Here is a 19,788-nt window from a genome sequence, read left to right on the forward strand (position 1 = left end):
CATCTAAGTCGAAAGTTTGAAAGTCTAAGGTCGAAAGTCATACGAGACTTTAAAACTTTATGACATTTGACTTGCGACTAAAAGATTACCTCGGATTACTTCTCTAAACTTCAACAAATTTTTGAAGTGCTAGTTATAAAATCTTTTGAGACTTTATAAAAAATCGGAACGGTTTACGGGTCTAAATCCTAAAAACTCTTATAAATGAGTAATCAGTTTTCAGGTATTGCTACCTAAAAACTGAATACTGAAAACTTTTTTTATTCTTCTAAACGAATGTCAAGTCCAAGACCTTTCAATTCATGCATCAATACATTGAATGATTCTGGTAATCCTGGTTCTGGCATAGATTCACCTTTTACGATAGCTTCGTAAGTTTTTGCTCTACCAATAACATCATCAGACTTCACAGTCAAGATTTCTCTAAGTGTACTTGATGCTCCATAAGCTTCAAGTGCCCAAACCTCCATCTCTCCAAAACGCTGACCTCCAAATTGAGCTTTACCTCCAAGTGGTTGTTGAGTAATCAACGAGTATGGACCTATAGAACGTGCGTGCATTTTATCGTCAACCATGTGTCCAAGTTTCAACATGTAGATAACTCCTACTGTTGCCGCTTGATGGAAACGCTCTCCTGTACCACCATCATATAAATGTGTATGTCCAAAACGTGGTATTCCAGCTTCGTCAGTCAATTCATTGATTTGATCCAATGTTGCTCCGTCAAAAATTGGTGTAGCAAATTTTCTACCCAAGTTCATACCAGCCCAACCAAGTACCGTTTCATAAATTTGACCAATGTTCATACGTGAAGGTACACCTAATGGGTTCAACACAATATCAACTGGTGTTCCGTCTTCAAGGAAAGGCATATCTTCATGACGAACGATACGAGCAACAATACCTTTGTTACCGTGACGTCCCGCCATTTTATCCCCAACTTTCAACTTACGTTTTTTGGCAATATATACTTTCGCTAATTTCAAGATTCCTGCTGGCAATTCATCTCCAACAGTAATAGTGAATTTCTCTCTACGTAATGCACCTTGTAAATCGTTCAATTTAATTTTATAGTTATGAATCAAATCATTAACCATTTTATTAGCTGCATCATCAGCAACCCATTGACCTTTACTTAAGTGAGCAAAATCTTCAACAGCATAAAGCATTTTTTGTGTGTATTTTTTACCTTTTGGTAAAACTTCCTCACCCAAATCATTCATTACACCTTGAGATGTTTTTCCGTTTACGATCAAGAAAAGTTTTTCTACTAATTTGTCTTTTAATTCAACAAATTTAACTTCAAACTCCATTTCAAGTGCTCCTAAAGCATCCTTGTCCTGAGTACGTTTACGTTTATCTTTCACTGCTCTTGCGAACAATTTTTTGTCTAAAACAACACCGTGTAAAGAAGGAGACGCTTTTAATGAAGCATCTTTTACATCACCTGCTTTGTCTCCGAAGATTGCACGAAGCAATTTCTCTTCTGGAGTAGGATCTGATTCTCCTTTTGGAGTAATTTTTCCGATCAAAATGTCACCAGGTTTAACCTCGGCTCCAATTCTAATCATACCATTTTCATCTAAATCTTTAGTAGCTTCTTCAGAAACGTTCGGTATATCGTTCGTCAACTCTTCGTTACCTAACTTAGTATCTCTAACTTCTAATGAATAATCATCCACGTGAATAGAGGTAAAAATATCGTCACGAACTACTTTTTCAGAAATTACAATCGCATCCTCGAAGTTGTATCCTTTCCACGGCATAAATGCAACTTTTAGGTTACGACCTAAAGCTAATTCACCATTTTGAGTCGCATATCCTTCAGATAATACTTGTCCAGGAACCACTCTATCCCCTTTTCTTACGATAGGTTTAAGGTTGATACTTGTACCTTGATTGGTTTTTCTAAATTTAATTAGATTGTATGTTTTTTCATCTGGCTCAAAACTTACCATTCTTTCTTCTTCAGAACGGTCGTATTTGATAGTGATGATATTTGCATCTACATATTCTATAACTCCATCTCCTTCAGCATTAATCAATACTCTAGAATCAGAAGCTACTTGACGCTCTAAACCAGTTCCAACAATTGGAGCTTCAGGACGAATTAATGGTACGGCCTGACGCATCATGTTAGATCCCATCAAAGCTCTATTCGCATCATCATGTTCCAAGAAAGGAATCAAAGATGCAGAAATCGAAGCAATTTGGTTAGGGGCAACATCTGTATAATCTACTTTTGATGGTTCAATTACTGGGAAATCACCTTCTTGACGTGCAATAACGTCTTCGGCAGTAATTTTACCAGTAGCATCCATTTGAATGTTTGCTTGAGCAATTAACATTCCTTCTTCTTCTTCAGCACTTAAGTAAACTGGAGTAGACTCTAAATCTACAACTCCGTTAGTTACTTTACGGTAAGGTGTTTCAATGAAACCCATTCCGTTTACTTTAGCATAAACACCAAGAGATGAAATCAAACCAATGTTTGGTCCCTCTGGAGTTTCAATTGGACATAAACGTCCGTAATGCGTATAGTGAACGTCACGTACCTCAAACCCAGCTCTCTCTCTCGAAAGTCCACCTGGTCCTAGTGCAGATAATCTTCTCTTGTGCGTAATCTCGGCAAGTGGATTCGTTTGATCCATAAACTGAGACAACTGATTTGTACCAAAGAAAGAGTTAATAACAGACGATAATGTTTTAGCATTAATCAAATCTATTGGTGTAAACACCTCGTTATCTCTAACGTTCATTCTCTCACGAATAGTTCTAGCCATACGCGCTAAACCAACACCGAATTGTTGAGACAATTGTTCTCCAACTGTTCTTACACGACGGTTTGACAAGTGATCAATATCATCAATCTCTGCTTTAGAGTTGATCAATTCGATCAAATATTTCACAATAGTTATGATATCTTCTTTGGTCAAGACTTGCTTTTCCATTGGAGTATCTAACCCTAATTTTTTATTAATTCTGTAACGACCTACTTCACCTAAGTTGTAACGTTGGTCAGAGAAGAATAATTTATCTATAATACCACGCGCCGTTTCTTCATCAGGCGGTTCAGCGTTACGTAATTGTCTGTAGATATGCTCAACAGCCTCTTTTTCAGAGTTTGTTGGATCTTTTTGCAACGTATTATGGATGATAGCATAATCACCTTGATTAGCATCTTCTTTATGAAGCAAAATAGATTTAACGTTAGAATCAATGATTTCTTCCACATTATCTTTGTCGATAATAGTATCTCTATCAAGGATTATTTCGTTACGTTCGATAGAAACTACTTCACCAGTGTCTTCATCTACGAAATCTTCATGCCAAGTATTCAATACACGAGCAGCTAATTTTCTACCGATATATTTTTTAAGTCCTGTTTTAGAAACTTTAATTTCCTCTGCAAGATCAAAAATCTCAAGGATATCCTTGTCTCTTTCGAATCCAATAGCACGGAATAAAGTAGTTACAGGTAATTTTTTCTTTCTGTCGATATAAGCATACATTACACTGTTTATATCCGTAGAGAATTCTATCCAAGAACCTTTAAAAGGAATTACTCGGGCAGAATACAATTTTGTACCATTTGCATGGAATGATTGACCAAAGAAAACACCAGGAGATCTGTGTAATTGAGAAACAACTACACGCTCAGCACCATTAATAACAAAGGTACCACTCGGCGTCATATAAGGAATTGTACCAAGATAAACATCTTGAACAATAGTTTCAAAATCTTCATGTTCTGGATCCGTACAATATAGTTTTAACCTTGCTTTTAAAGGCACACTATAGGTTAGACCTCTTTCTATACATTCTTGAATTGTATAACGAGGTGGATCAACAAAGTAATCAAGGAATTCCAATACAAAGTTATTTCTTGTATCAGTAATTGGGAAATTTTCCATGAAGGTATTGTAAAGCCCTTCGTCGCCTCTTTCGTCAGATTTAGTTTCTAATTGAAAAAAATCTTTAAACGATTTAACCTGAACATCTAGAAAATCTGGATAGTCAGGGATGTTTTTTGTAGAGGCAAAATTCAATCTTTCAGTCTGATTTGTTATCATCAATGGACAAAATTTTGATTAAAAAAGTAATTTTTTTGTACAAATATTGACTATTTATACTTTTCTTTTACAACCATTACATCTTTAAAAACCAATTTAAGATAACTACTTTCTTATTATCTGTTAATTTTTTTTCCTCGTAATGGGTAAAATGAATTTGATTTAAAAGACTAAACTTCAATTGCGCAAGCTAGACTTTTGTTATACGAAAAATGGTTTAGGTCATTGGGTGACTAAACCCAAGACCTAAACCTTATTCTTTAAACTGAGTTTAACTATTTAAGCTCAACAACAGCTCCAGCTTCTTCTAAAGATTTTTTAAGACCTTCAGCCTCTTCTTTAGAAACACCTTCTTTTACATTACTTGGTGCGCTATCAACTACATCTTTAGCTTCTTTCAAACCTAAACCTGTAAGTTCTTTAACTAATTTTACAACTGCTAATTTAGAAGAACCAGCTTCTTTCAATACAACTGTAAATTCTGTTTGAACTTCTTCAGCAGCAGCTTCACCACCACCTGAAACTACTACAGCTGCAGCAGCTGGTTCGATTCCGTACTCATCTTTTAATATTGTTGCTAATTCGTTAACTTCTTTTACTGTTAGGTTAACTAATTGTTCTGCGAATTGTTTCAAATCTGCCATTTTTTCTATCGTTTTAAAATGATTTGTAAAAATATAATTTATTTATTGTGCGCGTTTTTTAAATAAAATTAGAGTAAAACCCTATTTTCATTATGCTTCCACTTCTTCTGTAGCCTCTTCGCTTTTTGCGAATTGGTTTTGAAGAGCAGAAATAACTCTTTGTGCTGGTGACTGCAATAATCCAATAAGTTCGCCGATAAGCTCTTCTTTAGATTTAATAGTTGCTAGTGCATCTAATTGATCGTCTCCAATATAAACTTCAGAGTTAATATAAGCTCCCTTTAAAATAGGTTTAGCTGATTTTTTTCTGAAATCTTTGATAATTTTACCAGGAGCGTTTGCTATTTCAGAAATGAATATAGCGCTATTACCAGTCAAAACTGAAGGTAAATCTCCATAATCATTAGCTGAAGCTTCCATTGCTTTTGCAAGCAAAGTATTTTTAACTACTTCTAATTTTATACCTGCTTTAAAGCAAGCTCTTCTCAAGTTTGAAGTTGTTTCTGCATTCATTCCAGAAATATCAGATACATAAACAATGTTTGTACCAGCTAACTGTGCAGTTAAAACTTCAATCGCGATTGATTTTTCTTCTCTAGTCATACTAAAAATTTTTAACTACCAATTATACTGCTTTAGGGTCCAATGCAATTGCAGGACTCATAGTACTAGTTAGGTAAATACTTTTGATGTATGTTCCTTTAGCAGCAGTTGGCTTAAGTTTGATTAATGTTTGAATAATTTCGTGCGCATTGTCAACGATTTGCTCGCTACCAAAAGAAATTTTACCAATTCCTGCATGCACAATACCAGTTTTGTCAACTTTAAAGTCAATTTTACCAGCTTTAACCTCTTGAACAGCTTTTGCAACATCCATAGTTACAGTACCCGTTTTAGGGTTTGGCATTAAACCTCTAGGCCCTAATATACGACCTAATGGACCTAATTTACCCATAACAGAAGGCATAGTGATGATAACATCAACATCTGTCCAACCGTCTTTAATTTTTTGTAAATAATCGTCAAGACCTACATAGTCTGCACCAGCTGCTAAAGCTTCCGCTTCTTTATCTGGAGTAACTAATGCTAATACTTTAACGTCTTTACCAGTTCCATGAGGCAATGTTACCACACCTCTAACCATTTGATTCGCTTTTCTTGGATCTACACCCAAACGTACTGCGATATCAACAGACTCATCAAATTTTGCAGAAGCAACTACTTTTATCAATGCCGCAGCATCTTTAAGAGAATATAGTTTGTTCTTTTCAATTTTTGAAGCAGCCTCTTTTTGCTTTTTTGTCAATTTTGCCATGTCTTTCTCTTAATTAAAAAGGAGAATCTCCTGATACAGTTATACCCATAGACCTAGCAGTTCCAGCAATCATGCTCATAGCAGATTCGATTGTGAATGCATTTAAATCTACCATTTTATCTTCAGCGATTGCTTTGATAACGTCCCAAGTAACGCTTGCTACTTTTTTACGATTTGGTTCACCTGATCCTGACTTTAGCTTTGCAGCTTCCAATAACTGGACAGCAGCTGGAGGAGTTTTTACAACAAAATCAAATGATTTGTCTTTATACACAGTAATTTGTACTGGGCATATTTTGCCGGGTTTATCTTGAGTTCTAGCATTAAATTGCTTACAGAATTCCATGATGTTTACCCCAGCAGCTCCTAAAGCAGGTCCAACCGGTGGCGACGGATTCGCAGCACCTCCCTTAACTTGTAGTTTAACTACCTTACTAATTTCTTTAGCCATTTTTTAAAAAATTTAACATTACAATCATTGGAAGCGATCATAATGGATATTATAGATGTAACAAAAAATTATACTTTTTCAACTTGCATAAAACTCAACTCCAACGGTGTTTTTCTTCCGAAAATCTTAACCATCACTTCAAGTTTACGCTTTTCTTCATTTATTTTTTCAACAGTACCGTTGAAACCATTAAAAGGTCCATCAATAACCTTAATTGTTTCTCCGATATTGAAAGGAATTGAACGGGTATCTGTATTAACAGCCAACTCATCTACTTTACCTAACATTCTGTTTACTTCTGAAATTCTCAAAGGAACAGGTTCTCCACCTTTAATTTCACCTAAAAAACCAATAACGCTTGTTATAGACTTGATAATATGAGGTATTTCACCAATAAGATTCGCTTCAATCATAACATAACCAGGAAAATAAACTTTGTCTTTGATTATTTTTTTCCCTTCTTTCACAGTAACGACTTTTTCAGTAGGAACTAAAACTTGCGAAACATAATCACCCATACCTAACCTTGCGATTTCAGTTTCGATGTATGCTTTCACTTTGTTTTCCTGTCCGCTTACTGCTCTAACGACATACCATTTTTTAATACTATTATCTGCCATAACAAAAAAATTAAGCTTTTATCCAGTTAAAAAATCCAGCTAAAGCTTTTGCGAAAATTTCATCAACTCCCCAAGTTGCCAAGGCGAATAATACTGAAAAAACAGCAACAACAATCGTTAGACGTTGTACCTCAGGCCAAGCTGGCCAAGTTACATTTGACTTTAATTCCTCAAATGCTTCTGATATGTAATTTACAACTTTTGTCATTATGATTTATTTTTTTGCACGGGCGGAGGGATTCGAACCCCCATCAACGGTTTTGGAGACCGCTATTCTACCCTTGAACTACGCCCGTTAGTTAAAAGCCAGCGATTTTTCAGTTATGAAAATCAACTGGCTTTATATAATTTTTAGGATATTAACCTACAATCTCAGTTACTTGTCCAGCACCTACAGTTCTACCACCTTCACGGATAGCGAAACGTAAACCAACGCTCATTGCGATTGGGCTTAACAAAGAAACATTAATAGTTAAGTTGTCTCCTGGCATTACCATCTCTACACCTTCTGGTAAAGTAATAACTCCTGTTACGTCAGTTGTACGAACGTAAAACTGTGGACGGTAGTTATTATGGAATGGTGTATGACGACCACCTTCTTCTTTTTTCAAGATATAAACCTCAGCTTTGAAAGTAGCGTGTGGCTTAACTGAACCTGGCTTAATGATAACCATTCCTCTTTTGATAGATTCTTTATCAACACCACGCAACAATAAACCTACGTTATCTCCTGCTTCACCTCTATCAAGGATTTTACGGAACATCTCAACTCCTGTAATAGTAGAAGTTAATTTTTCAGCTCCCATACCAATGATTTCAACAGCATCTCCTGTATTAGCAATACCTGTTTCGATACGACCTGTAGCAACAGTTCCACGACCAGTAATTGTAAATACATCTTCAACCGGCATCAAGAATGGTTTTTCAGTATCACGAATTGGCTCTTCGATCCAAGAATCTACAGCAGCCATCAATTCAATAATTTTTGGCACCCAAACTGGATCATTGTTCAATCCACCCAAAGCAGAACCTTGAACAACTGGACAATTATCACCATCATATTCATAGAAAGACAATAAGTCTCTAATTTCCATTTCAACAAGTTCCAATAATTCCTCATCATCAACCATATCCACTTTATTCATGAATACAACCATTCTAGGAATACCAACCTGACGTCCTAAAAGAATATGCTCACGTGTTTGTGGCATTGGTCCATCAGTTGCAGCTACCACAAGAATAGCACCATCCATTTGAGCAGCTCCTGTAACCATGTTTTTTACGTAATCCGCGTGACCTGGACAGTCAACGTGAGCGTAATGACGATTAGCAGTTTCATACTCAACGTGAGATGTATTAATTGTAATACCTCTTTCTTTTTCTTCAGGAGCATTATCAATTTGATCAAATGATTTTGCTTGACAGTAACCAGCATCAGATAATACTTTTGTGATTGCTGCTGTTAAAGTAGTTTTACCGTGATCTACGTGTCCGATCGTACCAATATTTAAGTGTGGTTTCGAACGGTTAAAGGTTTCTTTTGCCATTTTACTTAATTTTAATCTTGTTATATATTAATTTTTATTTCCTACTTACTTGAGCCAACTACGGGAATTGAACCCGTGACCTCTTCCTTACCAAGGAAGCACTCTACCTCTGAGCTAAGTCGGCAGAACCCCTTATCAAAGAGCTTAAACCACAATGCTCAGACTATTAAATCTACCTATTGCAACCTAAGATTAATCTTAGTGGGGAGAGCAGGATTCGAACCTGCGAAGTTCACACAGCAGATTTACAGTCTGCCCTCGTTGGCCGCTTGAGTATCTCCCCTACTTTTTATATTATCAAACCTTTACAGTCTTGAGCCGGCGGAGGGACTCGAACCCACGACCTGCTGATTACAAATCAGCTGCTCTAGCCAACTGAGCTACGCTGGCGAATCAATAAAAAAAGTCCGCTATTTCTAACGGACTGCAAATGTAGAGATTTTATCTCTCAATCAAAACATTTTTTCGAAAAAATTTATATTAAATATGAGAACTTATCTTTTCTTTTCTTTTTACCAACATTCGTTCTAGAGATTCTGCAGAAAGTTCCACAGCTTCTTCAAAAGTTTTGCACTGTTTTTTTACTAAAAAATCATCTCCAGGAACATTGATTTTCACCTCTGCAATTTTATTCTCTTTATCACTTGTCTTTTCAACTTTCAAAAAAACATCCGCTGACACGACTTTGTCATAATACTTTTCCAACTTATCCAATCTTTCTTGAACAAAATCTACTAGCTTTTTGTCAACAGTAAAGTTAACTGCATGAACACTTACCTTCATAATCATCTTTTTTAATTGTTAAACACTAAATCATTTCTTTCCCCGCGGATGAGCATCTTTATATATAGTTTTTAGTTCCGCTAAACTGTTGTGCGTATATATTTGAGTAGATGCCAAACTGGAATGTCCCAATAATTCTTTCACCGAATTCAAATCTGCTCCATTATTTAATAAATGCGTAGCAAAAGTATGTCGTAAAATGTGAGGACTTTTTTTCACTTTTTCCGACACAGTACTAAAGTAAGAATTTATTAGACGATACACAAAGGATTCATTTAATTTTAACCCTTTTTTTGTGAGAAAAAAATAATCATTATCAACTATAGTCGACAACGAAGTTCTTTCTTTTACGTATAAAGAAAACTGATTTGAAATTATTGGCAACACCGGAATAATACGCTCTTTATTTCGTTTTCCTAAAACCTTAATTATATTAGATGATAAATCAACATTTTCCATTTTTAGATGAATCAATTCCGCCCTTCGAACTCCTGTGGTGTACAATAAATCAATTATAAGCTTATTTCTAATCCCTTCAAATCCGACCATGCTTTGCATTTGATCCAAAACTGCCGTCATTTCCTTTTCAGAAAAAGGAATCTGTATTATTTTAGGAATTTTGAGTGCTTTGTGTTTCAAAAGCGGACTAACTTCTATTTGTTTTGTTTTTAATAGAAATTTATAAAATGCTTTTAAGGATGCAATTTTTCTATTTACCGAAACATTAGACACTGAGTCATCAACTAATGAAACTATCCAATTTCTAATTTGGCCGTAATTCACTTGTTCGATATTATCCTGATCAAAATGAATTTTATTGAATGACTCAAAAGAATTAATATCGTTACAATAAGCTGTTATTGTATGAGGAGAATATTTTTTCTCCAAAGAGAGATAATCTCGAAATGCGTCTTTATTTGTGGACATAAAAAAACCGTTAGCATCAAAGTTATAAAATTTTGATGACTAACGGTATTTTATTTAATGGAATCGACTAACCCTCTAAGTTATCTCTCATATTTTGGATATAAGCCGCTTTTTGAATTTTGATTCTATTTGTTACTGAAGGCTTAATAAAAGCAGTACGTGCTCTTAGTTGACGAACAGTTCCTGTTTTATCAAATTTTCTTTTGTAACGTTTTAACGCTCTATCGATATTTTCTCCGTCTTTAATTGGTATAATTAACATAATATAGACACCCCCTTTCTTTAGACTGCAAAAGTAGGATAATAAAGTGAACTAACAAGTATTTGCATAATTTTATTTATTTTTACCAATAAAATCTAGTTTATGTGGTTTATTGTAATTTCTATTCTACTCCTTTTTGCAAGTACTTTACCCTATATGCCACTGACACACTGGTTCTATAGGTTTTTTGAGTTTGGGAAAATTCAAATACTTATTTTACAGATTACAACTTTAATCTTTAGCATTATCTTAATAGATGAATATGATGTTTGGATACGCATTCTTCAGGTATTGACTTTAATAAGCATTATAGGGCATCTTACAACCCTTTACAAGTACACTTCATTTCACAAGTCAGTACAAAAAGAACCTTGTGACATTTCTTCAGAAATAATTACAGTCATTTCGGCAAACGTATTTCAAGAAAATAAAGAATATGAACAATTTATAGCTCTGATTAATAAATACAATCCGGATATTTTTTTAACCATGGAATCTGATAAAAATTGGGAAAAGGCACTCTCAGTTTTGGATCACAAATACAAATACAATATCAAAGTAGCCTTAGACAATACGTATGGCATGCATTTATATTCTAAATTAAAAATAACAAATCAAAGTGTTCATTATTTTGTAGCGGATGATCTGCCCAGCATTGAAGCAAAAATAAGAACTGCAGACAATTTTGAATTCACTTTCTTTGCCGTCCATCCACCACCTCCAAGTCCTACTGAGGAAGAAAATTCCAAAGAGCGTGATGGAGAACTTTTGAGTATCGCAAAAAAAATAAAACAAAACGCTAATACTTGTGTTGTAGTTGGGGATTTTAACAATGTGGCTTGGGCAAAATCCTCCATCTTATTTAGAAAAACTAGCGAGACAATAGACGGAAGAATTGGCAGAGGATTTATTTCAAGTTTTCATACCAAATACTGGTTTTTAAGATTTCCTATTGACTTGATGTTTCACACGTCAGATGTATTTATTGATGAATTAAAAAGTTTAGAACATTTCGGATCTGATCATTTTCCGATATATGCAAAATTTTTCATCAACAAGAAAGCTTCTGAACAAGAACATTTAACAGAAAACTTAGAAGAGGGAGAACACGAGGTAGTTCAAGAAATAATCACAGAAGGCATAAATGAAAAAAGCGACAATCGTAACTGATTATCGCTTTTTTTTATGGTTTTAAAACGCTTGCGCTTCCAACAAATTTCTGTAAATCATTATTTTTTTAATTTCAGTAATTCCTCTCCGAAAAGAAATAATTTAGAAATTCTTCATTACGCGCAGTTCTTTATCTAAATTAATTATCGGTAAGCTATTATTTTACAGCTGGCTCATAATTTTGATTATCGATAATCATTTTTCCTAAAATCTCTTTAAGAATTTCTGAAGTTCCACCGCCTATTGGTCCTAAACGACTGTCTCTAAACAATCGTGCTAATGGATACTCCTCCATATAACCATAACCACCTAACATTTGTAAGCAACTGTAAATAGTATCATCTGCCACTTTTGTGGATTTCAGCTTAGCCATGGTAGCCTCCTTGACAACATATTCTCCTTTATCTAAACGAGCGACAGCGGCATAGTTAAACACTTTACAATGTTCTACCTCTGTAGCATGCTCAACAAGTGTATGTCTCAATGCTTGAAACTTGCTGATTTTTTTTCCGAACGCTTCTCTATGTGACATGTAATCTATGGTATAATCTATCGCATATTCAGCTCTAGCATGTGCGTTTATCGCCATAATTAAACGCTCCAAAGCAAAATGCTGCATGATATAAGGAAATCCTTTCCCCTCTTCGCCCATTAAGTTTTCAGCAGGGATTTCTACATTATCAAAGGCGATTTCAGCTGTATCTGATGCTCTCCAACCTAATTTATCTAGCTTTACAGCAGATATACCTTTTAAACCAGTATCCATCAAAAAGATGCTAATCCCTTTGTTACCGAGTTCAGGATTAGTTTTAGCCGCAACAATATAATAGTCTGCATAAACACCGTTTGTAATAAATGTTTTAGAACCATTGATAATATATTTGTCTCCTTTTTTCACGGCGTTAGTACGCATTCCCGCAACATCACTACCTCCAAAAGGCTCTGAAATACATAAAGCACCTATTTTCTTTCCAGCAATACTTGGCACTAAGTAGTCTTGTTTTATTCTTTCGTCACCCTCTGCATTCAAATGGGTCATCGCTAAATATCCATGAGCCCACATTGCAGCAGCAAAACCTGATGACTTAATTTTTTGTAATTCCTCCAGAAAAATAACAGTATAAAATAAATCTAGACCTAAACCGCCATAAGCCTCTGGATATGCAATACCAAAGTATCCCATCTCGCCAAATTTCTCCCAAATAAAGCGCTCTATCGTACCTGTTTTTTCCCATTTTTCAATATGCGGAACAACTTCTTTTTGCAAAAAATCTTTTAAACTTTCTCTAAATGCTTGGTGTTCTTCAGTGAAATAAATTGAATTCATATATTATATATTTTTTTTAACAAATAGTATTAATTGAAACATAATGATGCAGTCATGTTTCAGATTTATTTTTTTTTAAGGTTAAAATAATTAGTGAATAGAAAAGTAATACATCTATTTTAAAATACATTAGAATATTACTGTCAATAGCCAAAAATTTGACACTTCTAATTAAAGTCCAAATATAAGCCAATTAAATTTGCTTTATCAACAGGAAATCCCTTAATTTTTGTTAAATCCTCAATATTCTTAATATTTCCATTCATACTCCGGTACGTTACTATTTCCTTAGCCAGCGAGTATCTGAAATAATGAAACTGCGAAAGCTCCTTCAATGAAGCGTTATTGATTTCTATTTTTTTAAATCGAGGTAAAGCCAAAACTTTGAAATGGGTATTCAAATTTTCGATTACTTCTGGAGATAATCCCCATACCTCCTTCATTTGCTCCATGGAAACAAATCCTCCCAAAAATTCTTTTTGTTTTAAAATACGATTAGAAATAGCATCGCCAATCCCATATATTTTTACTAAATCCTCTTTCGTAGCCTCATTTATATCAATAAGAACAATTTTTTCTTTTTTGGCGAAAGCCTGATTTTGATACGATGTATATTCTTTAAATTTCGTATTCTGTTTTTTATTATTTACCCAATCCGGAAATTTGAAATAAGGAGCCATGACATTTAATAAAGAATCTGACACTTTAGTCACATTTTGAAATTCCTTAGCTGAATTCACATATTTGTTCTCTTTTCTAAAAGCCAGCAAACGATCAATTTCCTGAACGGACATTCCTAATTTATATCCTTTATAATCCGATATAAAATTCGGATTGAAAAGATATATATTCGGTTTGCTATTTTTAGCATCCATTTTAAGGGAATCCATTTCAGGCTGCAAAGAAAGCCATTTTTGTTTTTCAGGATATTCTTTACTCACAGAGCTAAAATCAACAAAAAAATAAACCAGTTGCAAAACGACAATAATTAGAAACAAAAAGAAAATACCTGTGCGTTGTTCCTTAGAGAACTTAAAATAAGTTTGAATCGTTTTGAAACTCATGTTGTACCGATGGTTTTGAACGTTGAAATAATGAGCCTAAAATTAGAAATAAAATTAAGATAAATAACTTTGTAAATAAAAATATTTTAAGTGAAAATCAATATTTTCAATAAGCCCTGTTCAACAAAAATATACGTAATCAATATAAAAAAAGGCAATTCATAACTTTTTACAACTTAAAATTCAATTATTGTTTTTATTTTTTATAAAAAACAATACATTTGGAGCTTAATAACAAACAAAACCATATAACCCATGTCAATTTGGAAAACTAAACCGCTTTCGGTATTGCTAAATGAAGCATCAGAATCTGAAAAAGGATTAAAAAGAACTTTGTCTTCACGTTCATTAGTAGCACTTGGAGTTGGAGCAATTATTGGAGCAGGATTATTCTCATTAACAGGTATCGCCGCTGCAGAACATGCAGGCCCTGCTGTTACACTTTCATTTGTTTTGGCTGCTGTAGGATGTGCATTTGCAGGACTTTGCTATGCTGAATTCGCATCTATGATACCAGTTGCTGGTAGTGCTTATACTTACTCCTATGCTACAATGGGAGAATTTATGGCTTGGATTATAGGATGGGATTTAGTCCTTGAATATGCATTAGGAGCCGCAACAGTTGGAGTGAGTTGGTCCCGTTATTTACTAGAATTATTAAACAAATACGGAATACACCTCCCCCATGATTTAATATGTTCACCCTGGGAAACCTTAAAACTAAGCGATGGAACCATTATAGAAGGCGGTATGATAAACCTTCCTGCTATTTTTATCGTTTCGATGTTGTCTCTATTATTGATAAGAGGAACGAAAGAATCTGCATCGATAAACAACTTCTTAGTTGTAGTTAAAGTAATCGTAGTAATTATGTTCATCGTTTTAGGATGGAGCTTTATTGACACTGCAAATTATACCCCATATATTCCTGAAAACACTGGTGTATTTGGAGAATTTGGATGGTCAGGAATTGCTGCCGGAGCTGGAACTGTTTTCTTTGCTTTCATTGGTTTTGATGCAGTTTCAACAGCTGCACAAGAAGCAAAAAACCCACAAAAAGGAATGCCAATTGGTATTTTAGGATCATTAGTAATCTGTACAATATTATACGTCTTGTTTGCACACGTAATGACTGGACTTGTACCTTACAGTGAATTTGCAGGAGATGCTAAACCAGCAGCAACAGCATTTGCCAGAACTGGATATACCTTTTTACAAACTGGATTAATTGTAGCAATTTTAGCGGGTTATACTTCTGTAATGTTGGTGATGTTAATGGGACAAAGTCGTGTTTTCTACACGATGAGTAAGGATGGTTTATTACCATCATTCTTTAGTGACATTCACTCAAAATTCAGAACTCCATGGAAAACAAATCTTTTCTTCATGGTATTTGTAAGCCTTTTTGCTGGTTTTGTACCGGTAAGTGATTTAGGACACATGGTGAGTATCGGAACATTATTAGCCTTCGTATTAGTATGCATCGGGGTTTTGGTAATGCGTAAAAAAATGCCAGATGCACCAAGATCATTCAAAACACCATTCGTTCCTTATGTACCAATTGCAGGTATTTTAATTTGTTTGGCTTTAATGTATTCATTACCAAATGAAAGCTGGGCAAGACTTGTTATCTGGATGGCATTAGGAGTTGCTATCTATTTTATCTACGGAAAGAAAAATAGCAAATTGAACAATCCTGATAAATAGATTCTTATCATAATTAAAAAAGGGCTTATAAAGTATTCAACTACTTTATAAGCCCTTTTTCTATTTAAAACCATTTACAAATCAAAAACAGAGGTGCGTTTGGCCCTTATCAAATCCTTTAGTCGAATCCAGAAAGCAAGCGTTAGATAAACGGCAAACCACAATCCAGCCGTAACAAACGATAAATAAATGAAAAATAATCGCACACTACTAGCACGCATTCCCAAAGTATCTGCCAAACGCGAGGAAACATGGAAACCGTGTTTTTCAAAAAAAAACTTGAGCTTGATAATTGCTGACATTATATGAGTTTTGAATAGTAAGCAAAATTACAAAATTATGCAATTGACACCTTAGCTAAACCACTAATTGTTTTTTGAGTAATTCTATTCCTATGCGGCACTCTAAACACTTACTTTTATTACAATATTCATTCTTGAGTTGAAGTAAGGATTGCGAATCAAAAGCACTTTTAGAAACGATTCCAAAAGAATGAAACTTATCAATAATTGCATTTTTTTCGGGTGAAACTTCATTTAAGAGTTGAATCAAATCCTCGGAGATTTCTTTTCCTTGACTTTTTGCGAAAGCAAACTGTAGCGGAATTATAGTATTTATCAGAATCAAATCTACAAATGATTTAGAAAGCGCTTTCTTTTTTTTTGGACTTTCTTTATCAAATTGATAATGATTCAACCAATACTCAGAAGTGGAAACTTGAAACAGCTCATAGGTGCTTTTTAAAGAATTCAAGGTGCTGATTTTCGAAAATAAATTCTGCTGACTGTGGTATAAATTAGCTAATTGAGAAAGCCGAATAGTTGGAAAATTGTCTGGACGATGCTTGAAAAACTGAACGGGTTCAATGCAACTTTTTTCCAATTGATATTTATGTAATAAATAGAAATACCTGAATTTTAAATCTTTAAAATAATTATCTTCCTTGTCAAAATCCAATAATCCAGCAGTTCCAAAAATCAAAGCTTCCAGATTCTCAACCTCGAAACTTTCTTTTCTAACAACAGAAAAAGGAATGTTTTGTGCGATTTTCAAAAAGATTTCACCATTGGTGTTTAATCCGAAATTTTTGGCCAAAAGACAAAATAACACCGCTTCCCAATCTTGGTTCGTTTGTTCCAATAAATCAAATATCGGCTTTGATTTTCTTTCCAAGCGTTCAAAAAACAAGCGCTCCTGCCAATTTTTGAATACAAATTCATCAACATGTTTGATTTGTTTTTCACAGAAAATCCAAGATTTTGGAGACATTAAAGATTGGTAGTTCTCAACGGTGCTTTTCTCCACGTATTTTTTGAGTTCTAAAACTGGAATTTCAATATTGTTTTTTCTGAAAATTTCCGTGTTGTGTTCCCATACCACATGAAGAATCACGTTTTCATAGGCTTCATCTCTTTCGTGATGATGCACGTACCAATCTGAAGATTTCAGATGAATTTCTACATTCCCAGCCCATTTTTGATTACCTATAGTTATTTGGGCATTAAAAAAATCAGGTCCGGCAAGTTCTAAATATTGTCCAACATTAATGATTGTAATTTCCTCTCCATTGAAGGTTTTCAAATTCAAGGTATCAAATTTCTTGAATTTCCACAGATAATGAAGGAAATCTTCTTTCATATTGAACATATTAGATTGAAGACTAATGTAGTAAAAAAAGAAACAGTAAATTATCTAAAATAAAAATTCAGAAATTTTTCTAGAAAAAGAGTATGGTAATTGGGAAATATAAGTGTTCCTATTTCATCAGATACAATTTAGCGCAAGCCCGAGCATCCGATAAAGCTTCGTGGTGATTTAAGGCAATGTTCATTTCCCGACAACAATCGCTCAATTTGGTTGGTCGCAATCCTTTGGCTCTATAAATTTTTACGGTGCATTCCCATCGGGAAGCGATATTCAAATCAGCGTAATCCAAATTATAAAGTGCCATTGATTTCGCCAAAACATTCCTGTCAAAACTTTCATTGTGCGCCACTACCACTCTGTTTTGGAGTCTTTTTTGAATTTCAGGATACACTTGTGCAAATGATTTAGCATTCACGGTATCGCGAGGATAAATTCCATGCACTTGAATCGTAAAAGGCGAATACAGATTATTTGGCGGTTTAATCAAGGTAACAAACTCGTCAACAATAATTCCGTTTTCGACGGTTACGATACCTACAGAACAAGGGTGATATCCAGTTGCAGTTTCAAAATCTATAGCAGTAAATGTCAATTTGATTCAGGATTAAGGGTTAGCGGTTTAGGTAATAGATTTACAAAAGTACTATCAATTATAGAAGTTCAAAGCATTCGACAACTTTCTTTTATTTCTTGTTGCAAATTTTAGGCTCAAAAATTTCTATATCAATTAACTGATTAACAAAAAATCCTGCAAGATTAAAAAAACCTTGCAGGATTATGTATAAAAAATAAATTCTTGTTTTGAATTTATTTTATTGAACCAATAATATCATATTTGGTAATAATATGGTGACTTCCATTTTCTAATTCCACTAAAACGGCTTCATTTTCTTTAGTGAATAATTTAGAAACTTCTTCAATAGGTGTTCCGTATTTCACAATTGGAAAAGGTTTCCCCATTACATCTTTAATTGGTTTATCGGCTACATCTTTGTTAGCGACGTAACTTTGAAACAAATCACTTTCATCAACAGAACCAACAAATCCTGTGATATCAATAACCGGAATTTGAGAAATTTTATACTTACGCATTCTTTCTATAGCATGCGAAACTAATTCTTCAGTACGAACCACAATCAATGGTTTATCGATATGATCTTTTATGACATCTTCGGCCTTTGTGATTTCTTCTTCCAGAAAACCACGTTCGCGCATCCAGTCATCATTGAACATTTTACCTACATAACGGCTTCCTGAATCATGGAAAAGCACTACTACAACATCTTCTGGTTTGAAATGTTCTTTAAGCTGTAACAATCCTTTTATAGCCGCTCCGGCTGAATTCCCAACAAATATTCCTTCTTCGAGTGCAATTTTACGAGTATATACCGCTGCATCTTTGTCGGTTACTTTTGTAAAACCATCAATTAGAGAAAAGTCTACATTCTTAGGTAAAATATCTTCTCCAATTCCTTCCGTGATGTAAGAATAGATTTCATTTTCATCAAAAATTCCCGTTTCATGGTATTTTTTAAACACTGAACCATAGGTGTCTATTCCCCAGATTTTAATATTTGGATTTTTCTCTTTCAAATATTTAGCTACTCCTGAGATTGTTCCTCCAGTACCAACACCAACAACAAAATGAGTGATTTTACCATCCGTTTGCTCCCAAATTTCCGGACCCGTTTGCTCGTAATGTGCTATCGCATTTGAAGGATTATCGTATTGATTTACATACCATGAATTAGGAGTTTCTTCTGCTAAACGTTTAGAAACCGAATAATAGGAACGCGGATCAGTTGGCTCCACATCTGTAGGACATACGACAACTTTAGCTCCAACTGCACGAAGAATATCCATTTTTTCTTTGGACTGTTTGTCTGAAATCACGCAAATTAGTTTGTATCCTTTTATGATGGCTACTAACGCTAATCCCATTCCAGTATTCCCCGAAGTTCCCTCGATGATGGTCCCACCAGGTTTTAAACGCCCATCAGCCTCAGCATCTTCAATCATTTTTACGGCCATTCTGTCTTTTACGGAATTTCCAGGATTGAAGGTTTCGACTTTTGCAAGTACCAAAGCCTCTACTTCGGCAGTTACTTTATTGAGTTTTACTAATGGTGTATTGCCTATTGTTCCTAATATATTTTCTGCGTAGCGCATTATTATTTTATTTTAAGATTGTGATTTGTTGTAAATATTGTTGCAAAGATAGTATTTTGTTATAAAATATTCTTGTTTACGG

General features: G+C 34.4%; 19 protein-coding genes and 4 tRNA genes. 2 read left to right on the forward strand and 21 right to left on the reverse strand.

Annotated elements, in window-relative coordinates; all coding sequences use genetic code 11:
• Positions 1-260 precede the first annotated feature (260 nt).
• The 15 genes from rpoB to rpsU all read right to left on the reverse strand — a co-directional run bounded on the left by rpoB (position 261) and on the right by rpsU (position 10,622).
• Positions 261-4,073: a DNA-directed RNA polymerase subunit beta gene (gene rpoB, locus IWX80_RS02320; RefSeq protein WP_113637843.1), complete on the reverse strand. Its 3,813-nt coding sequence runs from the start codon at positions 4,071-4,073 to the stop codon at positions 261-263.
• Positions 4,074-4,348: 275 nt separating this feature from the next.
• The gene (rplL, locus tag IWX80_RS02325; RefSeq protein ID WP_091202326.1) at positions 4,349-4,717 is read right to left on the reverse strand and encodes a 50S ribosomal protein L7/L12; all 369 of its coding nucleotides are present in this window, start codon (positions 4,715-4,717) and stop codon (positions 4,349-4,351) included.
• Between the two features lie 90 nt (positions 4,718-4,807).
• Complete coding sequence (gene rplJ, locus IWX80_RS02330; RefSeq protein ID WP_113637845.1) at positions 4,808-5,320, reverse strand: 50S ribosomal protein L10; 513 nt, start codon at positions 5,318-5,320, stop codon at positions 4,808-4,810.
• Between the two features lie 22 nt (positions 5,321-5,342).
• On the reverse strand, positions 5,343-6,032 hold the full coding sequence (rplA, locus tag IWX80_RS02335) for a 50S ribosomal protein L1 (RefSeq protein WP_039109061.1): 690 nt from the start codon (positions 6,030-6,032) through the stop codon (positions 5,343-5,345).
• 13 nt (positions 6,033-6,045) lie between these two features.
• Positions 6,046-6,483 carry a 50S ribosomal protein L11 gene (rplK, locus tag IWX80_RS02340; RefSeq protein ID WP_035639405.1) on the reverse strand — a complete coding sequence of 146 codons (438 nt, stop codon included), beginning with the start codon at positions 6,481-6,483 and terminating at the stop codon, positions 6,046-6,048.
• 68 nt (positions 6,484-6,551) lie between these two features.
• The gene (gene nusG, locus IWX80_RS02345; protein WP_113637847.1) at positions 6,552-7,103 is read right to left on the reverse strand and encodes a transcription termination/antitermination protein NusG; all 552 of its coding nucleotides are present in this window, start codon (positions 7,101-7,103) and stop codon (positions 6,552-6,554) included.
• Positions 7,104-7,113: 10 nt separating this feature from the next.
• Positions 7,114-7,311 carry a preprotein translocase subunit SecE gene (gene secE, locus IWX80_RS02350; RefSeq protein ID WP_066082297.1) on the reverse strand — a complete coding sequence of 66 codons (198 nt, stop codon included), beginning with the start codon at positions 7,309-7,311 and terminating at the stop codon, positions 7,114-7,116.
• A 17-nt stretch (positions 7,312-7,328) separates the two neighbouring features.
• A tRNA-Trp gene (locus IWX80_RS02355) sits at positions 7,329-7,399 on the reverse strand.
• Between the two features lie 63 nt (positions 7,400-7,462).
• Entirely contained in the window at positions 7,463-8,650 is a 1,188-nt protein-coding gene (tuf, locus tag IWX80_RS02360) for an elongation factor Tu (protein WP_113637849.1), read from the reverse strand.
• Between the two features lie 52 nt (positions 8,651-8,702).
• Positions 8,703-8,774: transfer RNA gene (locus tag IWX80_RS02365), tRNA-Thr, on the reverse strand.
• Between the two features lie 78 nt (positions 8,775-8,852).
• Positions 8,853-8,933: transfer RNA gene (locus IWX80_RS02370), tRNA-Tyr, on the reverse strand.
• 33 nt (positions 8,934-8,966) lie between these two features.
• Positions 8,967-9,040: transfer RNA gene (locus IWX80_RS02375), tRNA-Thr, on the reverse strand.
• Positions 9,041-9,130: 90 nt separating this feature from the next.
• Complete coding sequence (gene hpf / locus IWX80_RS02380) at positions 9,131-9,433, reverse strand: ribosome hibernation-promoting factor, HPF/YfiA family (protein ID WP_121364962.1); 303 nt, start codon at positions 9,431-9,433, stop codon at positions 9,131-9,133.
• Between the two features lie 30 nt (positions 9,434-9,463).
• Positions 9,464-10,360 (reverse strand): tyrosine-type recombinase/integrase, encoded by an 897-nt coding sequence (locus tag IWX80_RS02385; RefSeq protein ID WP_196852008.1) that lies wholly within the window; start codon positions 10,358-10,360, stop codon positions 9,464-9,466.
• 67 nt (positions 10,361-10,427) lie between these two features.
• Positions 10,428-10,622 (reverse strand): 30S ribosomal protein S21, encoded by a 195-nt coding sequence (rpsU, locus tag IWX80_RS02390; protein ID WP_196852009.1) that lies wholly within the window; start codon positions 10,620-10,622, stop codon positions 10,428-10,430.
• A 102-nt stretch (positions 10,623-10,724) separates the two neighbouring features.
• Here rpsU and IWX80_RS02395 point away from each other — a divergent pair, with 102 nt between their 5' ends.
• Positions 10,725-11,792 (forward strand): endonuclease/exonuclease/phosphatase family protein, encoded by a 1,068-nt coding sequence (locus IWX80_RS02395; RefSeq protein WP_334682201.1) that lies wholly within the window; start codon positions 10,725-10,727, stop codon positions 11,790-11,792.
• A 157-nt stretch (positions 11,793-11,949) separates the two neighbouring features.
• Here IWX80_RS02395 and IWX80_RS02400 read toward each other — a convergent pair whose 3' ends face one another.
• Together IWX80_RS02400 and IWX80_RS02405 are read right to left on the reverse strand one after the other, a co-directional pair.
• On the reverse strand, positions 11,950-13,119 hold the full coding sequence (locus IWX80_RS02400) for an acyl-CoA dehydrogenase family protein (RefSeq protein ID WP_196852010.1): 1,170 nt from the start codon (positions 13,117-13,119) through the stop codon (positions 11,950-11,952).
• A gap of 167 nt (positions 13,120-13,286) precedes the next feature.
• A complete protein-coding gene (locus IWX80_RS02405) occupies positions 13,287-14,183 on the reverse strand; it encodes a ComEA family DNA-binding protein (RefSeq protein ID WP_196852011.1) in 897 nt (298 codons plus the stop codon).
• A 255-nt stretch (positions 14,184-14,438) separates the two neighbouring features.
• Between IWX80_RS02405 and IWX80_RS02410 the strand changes: the two genes are divergently transcribed.
• A complete protein-coding gene (locus IWX80_RS02410; protein ID WP_196852012.1) occupies positions 14,439-15,890 on the forward strand; it encodes an amino acid permease in 1,452 nt (483 codons plus the stop codon).
• A gap of 74 nt (positions 15,891-15,964) precedes the next feature.
• Here the strand turns inward: IWX80_RS02410 and IWX80_RS02415 are convergent, their stop codons facing one another.
• The 4 genes from IWX80_RS02415 to IWX80_RS02430 form a co-directional block, all read right to left on the reverse strand.
• Complete coding sequence (locus IWX80_RS02415) at positions 15,965-16,192, reverse strand: PspC family transcriptional regulator (protein WP_066082307.1); 228 nt, start codon at positions 16,190-16,192, stop codon at positions 15,965-15,967.
• 55 nt (positions 16,193-16,247) lie between these two features.
• Positions 16,248-17,528, reverse strand: coding sequence for a DUF2851 family protein (locus tag IWX80_RS02420; protein ID WP_196852013.1), 1,281 nt, complete (start codon positions 17,526-17,528; stop codon positions 16,248-16,250).
• 118 nt (positions 17,529-17,646) lie between these two features.
• Positions 17,647-18,129, reverse strand: coding sequence for a 3'-5' exonuclease (locus IWX80_RS02425; RefSeq protein WP_196852014.1), 483 nt, complete (start codon positions 18,127-18,129; stop codon positions 17,647-17,649).
• 215 nt (positions 18,130-18,344) lie between these two features.
• Positions 18,345-19,706 (reverse strand): pyridoxal-phosphate dependent enzyme, encoded by a 1,362-nt coding sequence (locus IWX80_RS02430; protein WP_196852015.1) that lies wholly within the window; start codon positions 19,704-19,706, stop codon positions 18,345-18,347.
• Positions 19,707-19,788: the final 82 nt, after the last annotated feature.

This window comes from Flavobacterium sp. CAN_S2 (assembly GCF_015752255.1).
Taxonomy (GTDB): Bacteria; Bacteroidota; Bacteroidia; order Flavobacteriales; family Flavobacteriaceae; genus Flavobacterium.